We start from the raw sequence: 16,366 nt of genomic DNA on the forward strand, positions 1-16,366 counted from the left end.
AATCGGTACTTCTGTCTAATCAATCTTCGCTAATGAATTGGCCACGCCTGGCTTTTCCGTTACGTGCAACCCACATTCTTTCTTGCTGCTGTCTTCCCACCACCAGCGGCCGGCCCTGAAATCTTCGCCCGGCTGAATGGCCCGCGTGCACGGCGCGCACCCAATGCTGATGAAGCCTTTGTCATGCAGCGAGTTGTAAGGAATGTTGTTTTGTTTGATGAAGGCCATCACCTCGTCGGTAGACCAATGCAGGAGCGGGTGGAACTTGATGAGTTGGTTTCCTTCGTCCCACTCAAACTGGGGCAAATCTCCCCGGCCTGGCGAATGCTCGGCGCGTAAACCCGTGACCCAGATAGAATTCCCGGCCAGTGCGCGTCTCAACGGCTCTACTTTTCTGATGTGGCAGCAGTCTTTCCGGTTCTGGGTAGATTCATAGAAGGAGTTGGGGCCAGTGGCCTGCACAAATTCCTCCAGGCTCTCATGATTGGGGTAATAGGCCTTGATGCGCGTGTGGTAGGCCGCATTGGTTTTGCTCCAAACGCTGTAGGTTTCGGGGAAAAGGCGGCCGGTGTCTAGCGTGAAAATAGAGATGGGCAGCTGGTTTTCCAGAATCTGGTGCGAGATGACCTGGTCCTCAAAACTGAAACTAGAGGAAAACGTCACCGCGCCCGGGAACCGACCAGCCAGCAAGGCAAGGGTTTGGTCTATGGGTAAGCCTGCTGTTTCCTGAATAAGGAGAGACACCAGCTTTTGGGTAGAAGAGGCCATTGCAAGAAAATACTGGTAAAGAAATTAAAATTGGGTTGCCGCCTGGGCAAAGGGACTTTGTTGAAGCCGAGGGTTAGCAACAACAGCAGCCAGAGCTGCAACAACAGAAGCGCATTCGCTTTGTGTGAGAAGAGTAGACCATGTAGTCTTGTTCTGGCTGTTAAGATAAGATGACGCAAATATAGAAACCGAATTTTATAAATCAAGTTTTCCTATCAATTTAGTAGAGTTTTGTTTATGAAAATTAAATAACCCAAACATTATTTATGTGTATAAATTTTAACAATAGCATTGCAAGGTTAACGTATTTTCAATAGCTGTGTTTTCGTTTTCAGGCTCGTTTTTCAAAATAGGCTTTAAAATAGATTTTTACTGTACCAGAAATGTAGCGTCGTTACACTGTAACGGCGTGGTTCCATGAACGAGAACAGTTCTATATGCAACAGGCCCAACTCCAGGGCAAAGCTGCGAAGCACGGGTCCTAGTTTGTCTGAAGCAGTTTGGCTGCGTAGCTCTACTGTGTAACGACGCTACATTCCGTTTTTGGCTTCGTTTCCGGAAATTTGCCAAAAATAAAAAAGTAACCATTGCCTAGAAGGGGTAGACTTTTCCAACTTCACTTCACTATCTCATGCAATTTCGAAAAAAATATGGAGCAAAAGAGTATTCACATGGACCGTAGCCAAGTTTTAAAAAATATGAACATATTATCAAATTTTGATGCATAAATATAAAAATGTTGATTTCTATATAAAATTTCATTAAAAAACTTGCAAAGTCAATAAATCGAAAGGGTCAATCTAAACTTGAATAATTAATTTCTGGTTCATTACTTAAGTAAAGCCTGTGCAAAATCATTTTTAGGATTCTATAAAGTCAGATGTTACCAAATGAGGAAAATAGCTGTTTTTTTTAATTCAAATACCGCAGTTAAGCGTTATTTGAATTAATTTATAGATATAATTATAATTTTTATTTAAATGATTAAGATTATCAAAAAGAGCAATGTTTCCTATTTTTAGAAAACCCACTTGCATACTTTTAATATAGTTACCAAGGACACCCTTGTTCTGAGTGTTTGCATTACTGAATGATAGATTATGCACTTAGAGGTACTAGTTTCTATATGAACAGAACAATGGAGATTTTGCCTGTAGGTTTTCTATTGATAACAGAAGTACTACTTATGAAAAACAAGTTAACCTTCTACTTTAACTAGAATAATAAAAAAGGAGTGCTGATGCCTTTACCAAGTAGGCAATTATTAAATTCATTAATTTTATGAGAAAAAAATTATTATCAGCAGTAGTAGTATGTTTATGCTTTTCACTAACATCTGCTAAATCTTCAGAAACTGAGCAAGTTTTTGACAGACAGTGTTGTTCAAAAACTGTTCCTTTAGAGGATGGAAATTCCATCACCATAACTGCATGCGCAGGTTGGTTCCTATCAAATGACGCTGCGGCTTATGCTAGAGCATGTGAAAAAACCAGAGAGGCAATTGAAGCTTATTCAAACTAATAATAATAATAATAATAAATATGAAACGTATATTTCCTGTCATTTTAGTATTTTGTTTTTTTATTAATTCAAATGTAAAATCTTACCCAAAGGCAAACAATCCATTTTGCAGAGTCACTTGCACAATTAATGTTCCTGACGGCTTTGGAGGATCTTATGGGTTTTCTGGAACAGCAGGCAACATCTTTACAAGTTGTGAAACTGCAATGGAGAAGGCTTGTAAAGAAGCAACCCGAAATGCATTTGAAATTATGATGGATTTAATGGAATTTTAACGGTTACATTTAGAGTATAAATCAAAAAACAATAGTGTTATTTATATATTAATCTCAAATATATAAATAACACTATTTAATACTGTAATTATCAATAAAATACTATAATAATATGAGACTATTATTAACACTATTAACAATCTACTTTTATTCATTTCTCACAAATGCACAGCAATACGAAATAGAATATAATCATACTATTACATTCGATGACTTGGTCACTAGGGCTGTTTATAAACTCACTGCAACACATGAGGCTAGCTACTACATTAAGCTTAAAAGTGAGCAAGAAGCTAGAAACGGTACTGAATTAATAAATGCTAATACGGGGGCTATACCTTTTGTTTACAAAGACTATCTCCAAAAACAAACTCGGTACAACCAACCCATGATTAACAAAGTATTTTTTATTAAAGATGAACTTCCATTGCAAACATGGAAACTAGCCAGTGAAACTAAACAGATAAAATCCTTTAAGTGCAAAAAGGCTACTACTACTTTCAGAGGCCGTAAGTATACTGCTTGGTATTCCACAGATATTTCATTAATGGGCGGCCCTTGGAAATTTGATGGCTTGCCTGGTCTCATCTTGGCAGTAGCCTCAGATGACGGTGTACTATCTATTGAGGCCACAAAAATTGAGAAAAAGCCACTGAAACCATTACCTGTCTCTACTTTTAAAGCCGACGAGGCCATCACTTGGGATGCTTATAGTCTACAATACAAGAAGGCTATGAGCCGAATCAAGAAATCAATGCAGGCAAATGCAGAGCCAGATGTAGAACTCACTATAAAACCCAATTTGGTAGAAATAATACCTTTGTAAACCTATGCGTACAGCAGATACTAGGCTATGTTTTTCCGTCTTATTTCTCTTGGCATTTTCTTCTTTTTCACGCAACTCACCACATATTCTCAACGCATAACTGGCACTGTTACCACCCAAAGTGGCAAACCCGCCACTTCTTGCTATATCTTGGTAGAAAAGTACACCACGCAAGAAGTGGTGGATTATGTGGTGCCCAACCTCCAAGGCAAATATGACCTTCTCCTTAAAGCTAAAGATACCCTAACATTGCTTATAAGAGTGCAAGGGCTTGCTTATTATCCGCAGGCAAAGAAATTACACTTAGTACCCAGTAAAGAGTTCTATACCCTTGATTTTGTGGTGGAAGAAAATCCGCAACTGATGAAGGAGGTGGTGGTGCTGGGGGAACGTCAGAACATAGCGGTCACAGAAGATACCGTCACCTACACGGTAGATAAATTCAAAAGCTCCGAGGATCGAAAACTTGCTGACGTGCTCAAGAAAATGCCCGGCATGGAAGTTAATGACCAAACGGGACTTATAAAATATAAGGGAAAATCAATTGAAACTATTCTCCTGGACGGCGATGACCTATTTGGCAAAAGTTATTCAGTGGGAACCCGCAGTATTTCAGCAGACATTGTGGACCAAGTGGAGGCCATTGAAGACTATCAAGAAAACACTCTGAAAAAAGGGCTGCAGAAATCTGAGAAAGTAGTTCTTAACCTCAAACTCAAAAGAAATGTGGCTAAGGTTTCTGGTGATGCCTCAGCGGGGGCTGGAGTTGGCAATTACTTGGCTAATGTAAACAGCATCCTGTTATCAGAAAAGGTAAAGGCCTTGGGGGTGGCGCACGCCAATAACATTTCACTTAACCAAACGCCTTACCTAAAAGAAACTTACCGCTCAGAGAACTCCCTGGAAATGGAGAATTACGGCGTTGACCTATTACGTGAGGGCAGCGTGGCGCAAGCACCCGCCATGGCCAGAAGCTACGCCAACAGACTCAAGTTTGGGGCATTGAGTCTATTGTACAAACCCCATAAAAAGGTGACACTTACAAATCAGTTCTCGCTGTTCAGTGATGTCAGTACGTTTGAGTATGATTCCCGCTCCTCTTTTCTGCTAGGAGAAAATTCTGTGGAAATCTCCAACCAGACTTCAAACCGGGCACTGCCTACGTACGCTGCCTTGACTTCCAAACTCAGTTACAAACCATCTGTTTCTTCTTCTCTGGAGATCAACAACAGGTACGCGTATCAAGCAGATACCTATTACCAAAACAATCTACAGAACAACGCCCAATTATTTAACACTGCGCTTACAGGAAGAAAAAGGTATTACCACCAACACATCAGTTATTCCAACAAATTGTCTCCTACCCAATTGCTAGAGTTCACGGCATACAACGCTTTAGACCAGACTAACAGAACCTTCCTGCTAGACAGCCCCCAGCCAATTCTTGTGGAAGGAAAAGAAGTCAATTTGCAAAATCTAACCAGTGAAAGAAGCAATCGAACTTTGGAGGCTGCCTACCTAGTGAAAATAAATAAGGTGGACACCCAATTGAAATTGACACAAGCACTAGACCAAGAAAACATAGTGATGGCCGCCGCGTCCCCCTTACACAAGTTCCAACTTAGAAATAGCATCACTGCCCTGCACACAAGGGTGGGCTTTAATCCAAAACCTACTGTTATTCTCTCTGGACTCATCACTCTGAGCTACGCCAAACGTGCAGCAGCCACCGCACAGGAACCAGATAGATTACAGCAAAACGACTTTTACATAAACAGTGAGGTAAAGCTTAGATACAAAATCAATGAAAGCAACAGCATAACCTTAAAGGCCGGGAAAGAGAGCAAACCTGTAGAAAACCGCTACTTAATCGCCACCCCGTTGTTACTGGATTCCCGTACCGTTCTAAACAACATACCCTCCCTAGACTTGGAGGATACTTGGATTTCCTCAGCAAGCTATTCACACTTCAACCTTTTTGAGCAGCGCAACTTCACCTTATTTGCCAGTTACCAAGAAACCCGTAATACGTGGCTTGCCCAGCAAACCATCACGGAAGGCCTCAGTCTGATAACCTACTTCCAAACCCCACTCACCAGAAAAGACCTGAACCTCTCAGCCTCAGCAGGCTACTTGATAGATGCTATCAGCCACAAGGTGAATCTTATGGCCAATACCAATATCAACCAATTCTACAACGCCCTCAACGGCACCTCTGCCCAGAGAACCTGGCTACAGGTGCATACTTCCACCGTAGAACTGAACAGTGCATTCTCTGGCAAATTCAATTACAAGAGCTCATGGGGCATAACGCATATCATTGGCGAACAGGAAAACACTACCCCTATCACCACTACCAACCTTACTGGCCGCTTGGAATCTATCTTGAAACTCTCCAGCAAGACATATTGCAAGGTAGGGAAGGAATTATTGCTCCCTGGCAACGCAACACTTGACATAAACCAGGTTTTTCTTGATTTTTCATTCCATCACTTCACTAAGAAGATAGAGTATTTCGTGCTTGCCAAAAATCTATTGAATAGACCCGCGTTCACACAGGTTTACTCAACAGAATTCTCTACCAGTGTTTTCTCTAATTCCCTTTTCAGGAGGTACGTGGTGGGAGGCCTGAATTATACTTTTTGAGGCAGTGTGTTTCTTATAACGAAAGGATGGTGGTATGCCTTATCATGTGTAATAACTCATATCAGTTCCTTCACCAGTTTTAACCTCATTTTTAGAATCTGAGCCTACAACAGAGTTTATCCTTATCAAAATGCAGCATCATTACATCGTAACGACGTGTCTCCATGCAACGGGAATGTCTCTGCCGCAATAAGCCCAACTTCAAGGGGAAGCTGCGAAGACAGATTTATGGATAAGTGTACCGGCATTGCTACGTAGAACCACGTCGTGTCAGTGCCACAACGCTACATTTCCGTTTTCGGGCTCGTTTTCAGAAATGAAGCCAAAAACGGCCAAACGCATTACCTTTGCGGTTCAACCCAAGCCCATGCACACGCTTCCGCAACTCACTTCCGGCGAACTCAAAGGCACTAAAAGCCTCAAACTTTCGGGCGGTCTCACCCAGTTCCCGCTGGAGATTCTGGACTTAGCAGACACTCTGGAAATTCTGGATTTGTCTGGCAACCAACTCACCCATTTGCCAGAGGAATTCGCGCAGCTGCAGCACCTGAAAATCGCGTTCTTCTCAGAGAATCCCTTTACTGAGTTTCCGGCGGTGTTGGCGCAATGCCCAAAGTTGGAGATGATCGGGTTCAAGGCGTGTCGGCTGCAAACGGTTCCAGAAAATGCTATTCCCAAAACCACGCGCTGGCTTATTCTCACCGACAACCAGATTACCCAATTGCCGACTTCTATTAGCCTTTGCACCAACATGCAGAAACTGATGTTGGCGGGCAATAGATTGACAGAACTACCGCCGGAAATGGCCGCGCTGCAAAACCTGGAATTGCTACGGATCTCCGCCAATAATTTGACAGAATTACCCGAATGGCTGTTCAGGTTGCCGCGTCTTTCCTGGTTGGCCTTCTCAGGAAATCCTTGCCAGGCGAAGCGGCTAACCCAACCGCAGTTACAGGAAATTCCGTGGGCAGAGTTGGAAGTACGTTCTGTTCTGGGCGAAGGCGCCTCGGGGTTGATTTCTTTGGCCACCTGGCGCAGAAACGGGCAAGCGCCGGAGCAAGTGGCCGTGAAAGTGTTCAAAGGCGCCGTAACCAGCGACGGGTTGCCGCAAGACGAAATGGAGGCGAGCGTGGCCGCCGGACAGCATTCAAATCTGGTGCAAGTGCTGGGCAAAATCACAGGGCATCCAGCGCAGAAACAAGGCTTGGTGCTGGCGTTGATTCCGGCTGGTTACAAAATTTTGGGAAACCCGCCCACCTTTGAAACCTGCACGCGTGATACGTTTCCGGCTGCAACGTCCTTCAGTTTGAAGGAAATTATCCAGATAGTCACTGGCATTGCCTCTGTGGCCGCACATTTGCACCAACGTGGCCTTCTGCACGGCGATTTGTACGCCCACAACACCTTGATCAATGAATCGGCACACCCGTTGCTAAGTGATTTCGGCGCAGCCACCGTGTATGGCACAGCAGAAACCTACGCCGCGGCGCTGGAGAAACTGGAAGTGCGGGCGTTTGGCTGTCTGCTGGAAGATGTATTAAATCACGGTTCATCAGCGCCAGCAGAAACCTTGGCTTGGCAGCAGTTGCAGGCGTTGATGCAAGATTGCCTGCAACCAGAAGTTCACCAGCGGCCTACGTTTGATTCCGTGGTAAATAGGGTTCAGAAATTAGCGCAAAATTGAAAATCTAAGAGACTGATACAGCGTGGGTGGCCAGGGAAATTGGCATCATCTGTCAATAACTCCTGACGCTTTGCGCACCATTCGCGCCAGCGCAAGATTCTCTGCCGGTTCAAAGACATGCGGGCAATTTACCAACTCCGTTTTCGGCTTCATTTTCAGAATTGAGGCCAAAAACGGAACCTCCTGCGCGGCGCTGTCTTAAAAATCAGGAAACCTCAGTCCGTCTAAAACGGTACATGTAAATCCAGCGCCGGCAGGTACCCCCGGCGCCAGACCCTAACCGTATGGCGAAGCACACCTATGACCTGGGCTTGATTGGCAACTGCGCCTACCTGGCCCTGATTCACAAAGACACCAACGTTGAATGGCTCTGCTGGCCCCGTTTTGACAGCAGCTTTATCTTCGGCCCCTTAATGGACCGCCAGAAAGGCGGCGAGTTCTCCCTCAAACCAGACGCCGAGGACTTCACCTCGCACCAGTATTACGAGGAAAATACCAACATTCTGGTCACGGAGATTACCTGCCAGGAGGGCACCTACCGCGTCACTGATTTCGCGCCGCGTTTCAAGCAGCACCAGCGCTATTACAAGCCTTTAATGTTCATCAGAAAGGTGGAGCCCATCAGCGGGTCGCCGCGCATTAAGGCCACGTGCCGGCCGGTGGGCAAATACGGGCAGCTGGAGCTTGGTAGGAGACGCAGCAGCAACCACATCGCGTTTTTAGGCCTTGACGAAGAAGTGCGCCTGACTACCAATGCCTCGTTGAGCTATATTCTGGAGGACCAATATTTTGTCTTGAACGAGACCCTGTACTTTGTCTTGACCTACGGCGCGCCGCTGGAAGCCAACATTGAAAGCACCGTGGAGTCGTTCATCAGCCAGACCCGCCGCTACTGGCGCAACTGGGTCAAGAACACCAGCATCAGCAATTTCTTCCAGGAACAAGTCATCAGGAGCGCCTTGGCCCTCAAAATCCATCAGTACGAAGACACGGGCGCCATCATTGCCTCGCCTACCACCAGTTTACCGGAACACCCGGGCAGCGGGCGTAACTGGGATTACCGTTTCTGCTGGATGCGCGACACCTATTACATTCTCAATGCGTTCAACAACATTGGGCATTTTGAGGAGATGGAGCGGTATTTCCACTTCATCGCCAACATTACGGCCAAAGACACGCCCCGCTACCAACCGCTGTACTCCATTAGTGGCCAAAGCAAACTCACCGAGATTGAGCTGGAACTGGACGGGTACCTGGGCAACAAACCGGTTAGAATTGGCAACGATGCATACACCCACATTCAGAACGATGTCTACGGCCAGATTCTGGTCGCGCTGCTGCCCTTATATGTTGACCGCCGGTTCAATGACGCCGAGCGCATTGAATCGCAGAAACTGATTTACAAAACGCTGTACAAGATTCGCGACACCATGAACGAGCCCGATGCCGGTCTGTGGGAGTTCCGGGATTTTGCGCAGTACCATTGCTACACCTACCTGTTCCATTGGGCCGGGGCCGCCGCCGCCCGCAGCGCCGCCCGCTACATGGGCGATGAACAATTGGGTGCCTTGGCCAATGACTTAATGCAACAGGCAGCCGTCAAGATTGAGGAATGCTTTGACCCCGCGCAGGGCGTGTACACGCAGGCCATCGGCAAAAACCACATGGACGCCAGCACGCTCCAGCTCATCATGATGCATTACCTGGACCCCGCCTCTGAGCGCGCCAAACTGCACCTGGAAGCCATGGAGCGCGAGCTTAAAACCCCCGAAGGCTTATTCTACCGCTACAAACACGCCGATGATTTTGGCGTGCCGCAAAGCACGTTCCTGATCTGCGCCTTCTGGTACATTGAGGCCCTGGCCTGCGTGGGTCGTGTAGATGACGCCATTAGAGAGTTTGAGAGCATTCTGCAGTACACTAACCACCTGGGCTTGCTCAGCGAAGACGTGGACTCCAAAGACGGAAGCCAATGGGGTAACTTCCCGCAGGCCTACAGCCACGTGGGCTTGCTGAATGCCGCCTATAGAATCTCTAAACGGTTAGACCGGCCTTCGTTCTTGTAGGATTTAGACTTTCGTTTTCTAAAACAGAAAAGCCCACTGGTAACGGTGGGCTTTTCTGTTTTCCGTTTTCGGGCTCGTTTATGGAAATGAGCCCGAAAACGGAATTTAAACCTGTAGAGACAAGGCAATGCCTTGTCTCTAGGTATTGCTCTCGCATTCCCAAACTCCCCTCCTGTCCTAGGAGGGGCTAGGGGTGGTCAACGAATTCCCAATAAATACCAGCTTCCGTTTTCGGGCTCATTTCTGGAAATGAGCCCGAAAACGAAATTTAAACACTTGCTCCTGAAACGAGCTTCTTAACACAGAGACTTCAGCAACTTTCTGACTTGCGGCGAATTCTCCAGGTTGAAGCGGGCGCGGGAGCGTTCATGGCCTACTTTGATGGTGAAGGCTTCTTCGGGCATGGCCCCGAACATGTCTTCGTCGGTGCGGTCATCGCCAATGCAGAGAATGAAATCCTGAGGGTTGGTTTCTAGCCAGCGGGCGGTGGCCACGCCTTTGTTTACTTCAATGTTCTTGATCTCCACCACTTTATCGCCCTCCATGACTTGTAGGTTAATGTTGGCGGCAATGAACAGGAGGTAATTGCTGAGTTCGCGGGCCCGGAGTTCGGCCAGGGTGGGGTCTACTTTGCGGTAATGCCAGACCAGCGAGAAATCTTTTTCCTCAATGAAGGAGCCCGGCGTGCGGCTCACGTGCAGTTCCAGAATGGGCCGAACCTCTTCTTTCCAGGTGCCGCTCAGGTTCTGCAGCATCTCCCAGTCATGGCCGCGCATTCTGGACCAGACGCCGTGTTCGGCAATAATATCAAGGGGCAGATGGCCCAGCCAGTTCTGTAGCGTGTGGCGGTCGCGGCCGCTCACAATCACTACCTGGTTTTTGGGTTCCTGGGTGAGACAGGTGAGGGTTTCCAGCAGTTCCTGGTCTGGGAAAGCCTGCTGCGGCTCGCGGTGGAACGGACTCAGCGTGCCGTCATAATCCAGGAACAGAAGGCGTTGCTGGGCTTGGTTGAAACGCTCCTGGAGCAGCTGGCTTTCTTCTCTGGAGAGCGTTTTGGTGGCCATGGCCTGTTGTTTGGTTTTGATGTAGTCTAATCTGTTCATGAAAATCTTGACCCAGTGGTGAATGTTGTAGCGCCGCACCAAATCTTGCAAATGCGTCATTCTGGTGATCTGCTCTTTTTCTGGCATGGTGAGCGCCTCTTTGAGTGACCGCACCATCTGCCCCAGGTCATTGGGGTTCACCATGAGGGCATCGGCTAACTCACGGGACGCGCCCGCCATTTCGCTGAGCACCAGCACGCCTTTCTGGTCTATTTTACTGGCTATGAATTCTTTGCAGACCAGATTCATGCCGTCGCGCATAGGCGTGACCATGGCAATATCAGCTATGCAGTAGAGCGCCGACAGTTCTTCAATGGGGAAAGACCGGTAGAAATACTGAATGGGGTTCCAGGAGATGGTGCGATAGGCGCTGTTGATGCGGCCCACCAATTCATCAATGGTTTCCTTGAGCTGGCGGTACTGGTCCACCTGGTCGCGGGAGGGCACCACCACCATGGAGAGCGTCACACTTCCGTGGAATTCTGGGTTCTCCTTCAGAAACAACTCAAACGCCAGCAGCCGCTGCGGAATACCTTTGGAATAGTCCAGCCGGTCAATGGCCAGTATTATTTTCTGCTGAGGCAGGGCTTTACGGTACTCGGCTATTTTCTCCTGGGTTTGGGGCAGCGTGGCCAGTTGTTCATACTTGTCATAGTCAATGCCCATGGGGAACGCGTCTACCATAATATTGCGGTCGCCGTTGTCAATTAAGCCCTGGGCGGTGTTGAAACCTATAATTCTACTTACCGAACTCAGGAAGTGGCGCGCGTCATCATAGGTATGGAACCCGATTAAATCGGCGCCCAGCATGCCGTGCAGCAATTGCTGGCGCCAGGGCAACAACCGGAACACTTCATAAGACGGGAACGGAATGTGTTGGAAAAACCCGATGGTGCTGCCCGGCATCTGTTCCCTGATTAGGGCCGGCAAGAGCAGCAACTGGTAGTCATGCACCCAAATGGTGTCTTCAGGCTCAGCGTTTTGGAGCACGGCCTGGCAGAATTTCTGGTTCACACTTTGGTAGGCATCCCAGAAAGCATCTTCATAGACCGCGTATTGGCTGAAGTAATGGAACGTAGGCCACAGGGTCTCATTGCTGAAGCCTTCATAGAAATCCCTGATTTCGCTTTCCGTGAGAAAAACCGGGAACATGCTCTGCGCCGCCAGGTCTTGGGTGACCTGCTGTTGCTGTGCCTCGTCGTCAAAGTACATGCCGGGCCAGCCTATCCAGAGGTTGTCGCCTTCTTTGTAGATGGAGCCCAGGCCGGTGGCCAGGCCGCCTTCGCTGGTTTCATAGGTGATGGTGCCGTCTGGCTGCTGCTGTACTTTGATGGGCAGCCGGTTAGAGATAATAATGGTTTTGGGCATAGTTGAATTAGTCAATCTGGGGCACTGGTGCCTGGCTTGCCGCCGCCGCAAGCGTATAGTAGGTGTACTTTGTTTGCGGCGCTTAGGTTAAGTTTCCCTTGAATGGTTATAAAACCAGGTGCTGCGGTTTGGCGGCGAAAGCGCTCCGTTTATAACCTTTCCTGGCCAAATGGGGTACGCATGAACTTGTCAACGCTTCCCCAATGGGTGCCATGTTCCAAAACCTTTCACATGTAGTCAGAGATCATTTTCCGCAGTTCCTGCAAGGCCTGGGCCTGGTGGCCGGCGGATTGATGCTTGGTTTTCTGCTGAAATGGCTGTTGTTCCGGTTTGCGGCGGCATATCACGCACGGTCGCCCAAGTCGTGGCTGGGAGGCGTGTTGAAGTATCTGCCTAGACCGTTGGGATATTTTCTGCCCTTGCTGGCCTTGTCTTTGGTCTTGCCCCTGGTGCCGCTGGCGCCCCGTCCGTTTGAGGTGCTCCGGAGAATGGTGGAGATTGCCCTCACTTGCGCCTTTGCCTGGGTTTTGATTGGTTGGGTCTATGTGGTGCAGTACAGAATCAGGCAGAAGTACCAGTTAGACAAATCTGACAACATCAAAGAGCGGAAGCTTTTCACGCAGCTGCAGTTCATCAAGAAAATCGTCATTATCCTGATTGTCTTTTTCACGGCTTCGCTCATCTTGATGAGTTTCCCCACGGTACGCAAGATTGGCACGGGCTTGATTACCTCGGCGGGGATTTTGGGCGTGATTCTGGGTTTTGCCGCGCAACGGTCCCTGGCCAACTTGCTGGCGGGTTTTCAGATTGCGTTCACCCAACCCATCAGGATTGACGATGTGCTGGTGGTGGAAAACGAATGGGGCCGCGTGGAGGAAATCACGCTCACTTATGTGGTGCTCCGCATCTGGGACCAGCGCCGGCTCATTCTGCCGCTCAATTATTTCATTGAGAAACCTTTCCAGAACTGGACCCGCAGCACCGCCGAACTGCTGGGCGCCGTTTATTTACATTTAGATTACACCGCGCCCCTGGACGAACTCCGCACCGAACTCAACCGCATCTTGCCCGAAAACCATCTCTGGGATGGCCGCGTAGCCGTGCTCCAGGTCACCGAGGCCAAGGAACGCACCCTGGAAATCAGGATTCTAGTCAGTGCCGCTGATTCTGCGAGCGCGTTTGACTTACGTTGCTGGGTACGGGAGAAATTGATAACGTTTGTGCGCGAGCATTACCCAGAAAGCCTGCCGGTGACTAGAAACACGGTGCCAGGCGCTGGTAGTGGGAAGATGCCGTTTGAAGGTTTTACCACCCCCAGCCCCTCCTAAAACAGGAGGGGAGCTATCTGGAATGCGTAGTAGCAAAAGAAGTGAATTTGGTAGAGACAAGGCAGTGCCTGGGCTCTACCACCTGCAAACGATTTCTAGTTTCGCCTCCATTTCTGAAATAGAGCCCTAAAACGCAATTGGCATGGACACTGCGCGCACTACGAGGTCTTTTGAGCAGGCGTCTGCCGGGACCTCAACCGTAGAGACCAGGCAGTGCCTGGTCTCTACCACGCATTGCCCAGTTTCGCCTCCATTTCCAAAACAGAGCCCGAAAACGCAAAAAGCCAAAAAGCTCCCCTCCTGTTTTAGGAGGGGCCGGGGGTGGTCAATTTATTCCTTGTACGGGTCATACACATCTTCCCCGGCCATGGCCACGCCCAGCGGTCTGAGTGTGTGCAGAATCTTGATGGTATTTCCCTGGTACTTGAGCACGTCTTCCAGTTTCTTGTAGGCCTCTGGGGCTTCATCGGCTCCGGCGCCGCGGAGTTCAATGCGATTTTCTTTCATGCGCTGCTGCACGGCTTCAAAATCAATCAGGCCAGGTTTGACAACCGTTTTTCGTTTGACGCCTTTGGCATCTCGTATCCATTTGGTTTTGCCGGCGGCAGCTCTTCTACTCAAAACGCGGCCCGCGCCGTGCACCGTGGAGTACAAGCCGCGTACCGCCAATTCGCTTTCCACGCCTTCAATAATCACGGAGTTATCAGACATATTGGCGCCAATAAAGCCTTTCTGACCAGGGAAGGCGGGCGTGCAGCCTTTGCGCACCACCCAGTAATCTTCGCCCTGGTGGCGCTCAAACCACGCGAAATTATGGTGGTTGTGAATGGATTCGGTGGCCTGTGCGCCTAAGATGTCCAGCACGGTGTCTACCACAATATCACGGCCGGCGTAGGCGTATTCCCCGGCCAGGGCCATGGCGGCAATATAGTCCTGGCCAATTCCGGAGTTGATATCGAACAAGATGGGCGAACCATCCATGGCGCTTTCGCGGGCTTTGTCGGTGAAGCTGCCGCCTTGAGAAAGAGCGATGAACCCGGAGGCGGTGCGGTGCCCGAAGCCCCGGGAACCGAAGTGCACGCCAATCCAGAGAAAGCCTTTTTCGTCCTCAAACAAGTCAATAAAATGATTGCCGCTGCCCACGGTGCCCAGTTGTTCGGCGGCCAGTTTGCAAAGTTCGCGCTGCGGTTTAAAGTCGGCTTTGGCAATGTGGTCGATGACCGGATGGTCCACTTTTTTGGGATTGGGCCGTCCCACCCCGAAGCCGATGTTCTTCACAATCATATCCATGGCGCGGGCAATTTTCACGTCTTGGGCCAAAATGTTGGTGCGCACCGCTTTGTTTCCGCAACCAATGTCAAACCCCACACCCGACAAGGACACCTGGTTTTTATAGGCCACCGCGCCGCCAATGGGGTGGTTGTAGCCGTAATGGGCATCAGCAGTGAGCACGCCCAAATCTTCTGGGCCCACGCAGCGCTTGATTTGGTCAATGGCGCTTTGGTCAATAATCTCTTCGCCGAAAATGGTGAGGTTGTTCTCTATTCTGGCCATGGCTGCAAAACTTGGTCTGACTGGGCTATACGCAAAAACTGCGGTGCGTTTTCGGGCTCATTTCTGGAAATGGGGCTAAAAACAGAAAAGGGAAGCCGTTTGGCCTCCCTCTCCTTTCAATACGCTGGGTCAGATTATAATCCGCCGCCGTTGCGTGAGCCACCGGTTTTTTCGCCTTCGTGGCCTTTCACTTTTACAATTTTATTGTACAAGCCCAACAGCAGGAACGGCGCTGGCCACTGACCTACAAACAGGGCTTCCTCGTCTTTCTTCATGATTTTCAAGGTAGCCGACACGGCCATGGAGCCCAAAGCTGCCCATAAGAACAGGTCAGACGGCAATTTGGCGGTATATTCCTCAATGGTTCTAGCTACCGGTCCTTCTCTGTGTTCTGGGTTGTAGTTGTCTGCGGCGTTTTTCAAATCTTGTGCGCCGTTCTTTAAGTCTTGTGCAGTTGCCATAGTTTTATATCAGTTTAGGTAATGAAATATCCTATGAAAACGTAGAACACGGGCGAGGGTTTACCTAAATTTTAATTTTGCTACCAGGTGGCTTCCAGAGATTTGGTTTGCGGCGGCGTTAAAACTTTTTAGTAAGATGTCTGTTTTAGGGCTCATTTCTGGAAACGGAGCCGAAAACGAAAATTATTTTAATGTATGGTAAAGAAGTAATCACGCTCTTTCTTTAAATGATAAGTTTGGTTTATTACTACCGAATCTCTTCCCTTAACTAAATATCCTTCCACACGGATAGTTAAATTTTTGATTTTCTTGATATTGGGTTCAGTAAAATCGTAACTGTAATGTAACGTTTGTTTTATTTTTTCTGGATGCAGCGTTACAGAATCCTCGTTTTTCTTCCAAGAAATAGTAAGATTTGACAACTTGAATCTATCTAAAGTATCTTTATCTGCTTGCCGGATGTTAACCTCCAAAAAATCATTTCTATAATAAGGAGCGTAACACTCTAAAGTGTAACCTTTCCCTTTAATTACATCTTCAGATTTGCTTTTTGCATCCAAAGGAATAAATAAGTGATTAGAAACTAAACAGCTTGAAAAGACACAAGCAATACCCACGCAGAGAATTAAGTGCAGGGTTTTAAATAATGACATTTGCTTAAATTTCATATTTATCAATGCTGTTTGTGGCTTTATCAGCAACCTACATAAAAAACAAAAGAAGCCCCACCAAATCTGGCAGGGCTTCTTGTCTTTACATCGAAATA

12 protein-coding genes are annotated in these 16,366 nt (G+C 48.0%); 7 read left to right on the plus strand and 5 right to left on the minus strand.

The annotated features are described in order from the left end of the window. Nucleotides 1-15 precede the first annotated feature (15 nt). Nucleotides 16-768, minus strand: a complete 753-nt coding sequence (locus tag IMY23_RS09840) for a phosphoadenylyl-sulfate reductase (protein ID WP_192821917.1) — start codon at nt 766-768, stop codon at nt 16-18. 1,281 nt (nt 769-2,049) lie between these two features. Here IMY23_RS09840 and IMY23_RS09845 point away from each other — a divergent pair. The 6 genes from IMY23_RS09845 (at nt 2,050) to IMY23_RS09870 (ending at nt 9,786) form a co-directional block, all read left to right on the plus strand. After that, nucleotides 2,050-2,289 carry a hypothetical protein gene (locus tag IMY23_RS09845; RefSeq protein ID WP_192821918.1) on the plus strand — a complete coding sequence of 80 codons (240 nt, stop codon included), beginning with the start codon at nt 2,050-2,052 and terminating at the stop codon, nt 2,287-2,289. A gap of 20 nt (nt 2,290-2,309) precedes the next feature. Next, entirely contained in the window at nt 2,310-2,564 is a 255-nt protein-coding gene (locus IMY23_RS09850) for a hypothetical protein (protein WP_192821919.1), read from the plus strand. 112 nt (nt 2,565-2,676) lie between these two features. Then, nucleotides 2,677-3,390, plus strand: a complete 714-nt coding sequence (locus tag IMY23_RS09855) for a GLPGLI family protein (RefSeq protein ID WP_192821920.1) — start codon at nt 2,677-2,679, stop codon at nt 3,388-3,390. Nucleotides 3,391-3,417: 27 nt separating this feature from the next. Continuing rightward, a complete protein-coding gene (locus IMY23_RS09860) occupies nt 3,418-6,036 on the plus strand; it encodes a hypothetical protein (protein WP_192821921.1) in 2,619 nt (872 codons plus the stop codon). Between the two features lie 316 nt (nt 6,037-6,352). Continuing rightward, the gene (locus IMY23_RS09865) at nt 6,353-7,720 is read left to right on the plus strand and encodes a leucine-rich repeat-containing protein kinase family protein (RefSeq protein ID WP_225986470.1); all 1,368 of its coding nucleotides are present in this window, start codon (nt 6,353-6,355) and stop codon (nt 7,718-7,720) included. Between the two features lie 284 nt (nt 7,721-8,004). Beyond that, the gene (locus tag IMY23_RS09870; protein ID WP_192821922.1) at nt 8,005-9,786 is read left to right on the plus strand and encodes a glycoside hydrolase family 15 protein; all 1,782 of its coding nucleotides are present in this window, start codon (nt 8,005-8,007) and stop codon (nt 9,784-9,786) included. A 296-nt stretch (nt 9,787-10,082) separates the two neighbouring features. On the opposite strand, the gene IMY23_RS09875 is transcribed toward IMY23_RS09870, so the two are convergent. Next, a complete protein-coding gene (locus tag IMY23_RS09875; protein WP_192821923.1) occupies nt 10,083-12,257 on the minus strand; it encodes a bifunctional alpha,alpha-trehalose-phosphate synthase (UDP-forming)/trehalose-phosphatase in 2,175 nt (724 codons plus the stop codon). Between the two features lie 212 nt (nt 12,258-12,469). Between IMY23_RS09875 and IMY23_RS09880 the strand changes: the two genes are divergently transcribed. Further along, nucleotides 12,470-13,585, plus strand: coding sequence for a mechanosensitive ion channel family protein (locus tag IMY23_RS09880; protein WP_225986471.1), 1,116 nt, complete (start codon nt 12,470-12,472; stop codon nt 13,583-13,585). Nucleotides 13,586-13,915: 330 nt separating this feature from the next. Here the strand turns inward: IMY23_RS09880 and IMY23_RS09885 are convergent, their stop codons facing one another. The 3 genes from IMY23_RS09885 to IMY23_RS09895 form a co-directional block, all read right to left on the minus strand. After that, nucleotides 13,916-15,139, minus strand: coding sequence for an RtcB family protein (locus IMY23_RS09885; RefSeq protein ID WP_192821924.1), 1,224 nt, complete (start codon nt 15,137-15,139; stop codon nt 13,916-13,918). Nucleotides 15,140-15,273: 134 nt separating this feature from the next. Beyond that, entirely contained in the window at nt 15,274-15,600 is a 327-nt protein-coding gene (locus IMY23_RS09890) for a hypothetical protein (RefSeq protein WP_192821925.1), read from the minus strand. 188 nt (nt 15,601-15,788) lie between these two features. Further along, on the minus strand, nt 15,789-16,268 hold the full coding sequence (locus IMY23_RS09895) for a hypothetical protein (RefSeq protein WP_192821926.1): 480 nt from the start codon (nt 16,266-16,268) through the stop codon (nt 15,789-15,791). Between the last annotated feature and the right edge of the window lie 98 nt (nt 16,269-16,366).

The organism is Rufibacter sp. LB8 (genome assembly GCF_014876185.1).
Taxonomy (GTDB): domain Bacteria; phylum Bacteroidota; class Bacteroidia; order Cytophagales; family Hymenobacteraceae; genus Nibribacter.

Bases quoted from the DNA above. Each gene is read 5' to 3' on its own strand.
- IMY23_RS09840 (WP_192821917.1), bottom strand. From the start codon at position 768: ATGGCCTCTTCTACCCAAAAGCTGGTGTCTCTCCTTATTCAGGAAACA.
- IMY23_RS09845 (WP_192821918.1), top strand. From the start codon at position 2,050: ATGAGAAAAAAATTATTATCAGCAGTAGTAGTATGTTTATGCTTTTCA.
- IMY23_RS09850 (WP_192821919.1), top strand. From the start codon at position 2,310: ATGAAACGTATATTTCCTGTCATTTTAGTATTTTGTTTTTTTATTAAT.
- IMY23_RS09855 (WP_192821920.1), top strand. From the start codon at position 2,677: ATGAGACTATTATTAACACTATTAACAATCTACTTTTATTCATTTCTC.
- IMY23_RS09860 (WP_192821921.1), top strand. From the start codon at position 3,418: ATGTTTTTCCGTCTTATTTCTCTTGGCATTTTCTTCTTTTTCACGCAA.
- IMY23_RS09865 (WP_225986470.1), top strand. From the start codon at position 6,353: ATGAAGCCAAAAACGGCCAAACGCATTACCTTTGCGGTTCAACCCAAG.
- IMY23_RS09870 (WP_192821922.1), top strand. From the start codon at position 8,005: ATGGCGAAGCACACCTATGACCTGGGCTTGATTGGCAACTGCGCCTAC.
- IMY23_RS09875 (WP_192821923.1), bottom strand. From the start codon at position 12,257: ATGCCCAAAACCATTATTATCTCTAACCGGCTGCCCATCAAAGTACAG.
- IMY23_RS09880 (WP_225986471.1), top strand. From the start codon at position 12,470: ATGTTCCAAAACCTTTCACATGTAGTCAGAGATCATTTTCCGCAGTTC.
- IMY23_RS09885 (WP_192821924.1), bottom strand. From the start codon at position 15,139: ATGGCCAGAATAGAGAACAACCTCACCATTTTCGGCGAAGAGATTATT.
- IMY23_RS09890 (WP_192821925.1), bottom strand. From the start codon at position 15,600: ATGGCAACTGCACAAGACTTAAAGAACGGCGCACAAGATTTGAAAAAC.
- IMY23_RS09895 (WP_192821926.1), bottom strand. From the start codon at position 16,268: ATGAAATTTAAGCAAATGTCATTATTTAAAACCCTGCACTTAATTCTC.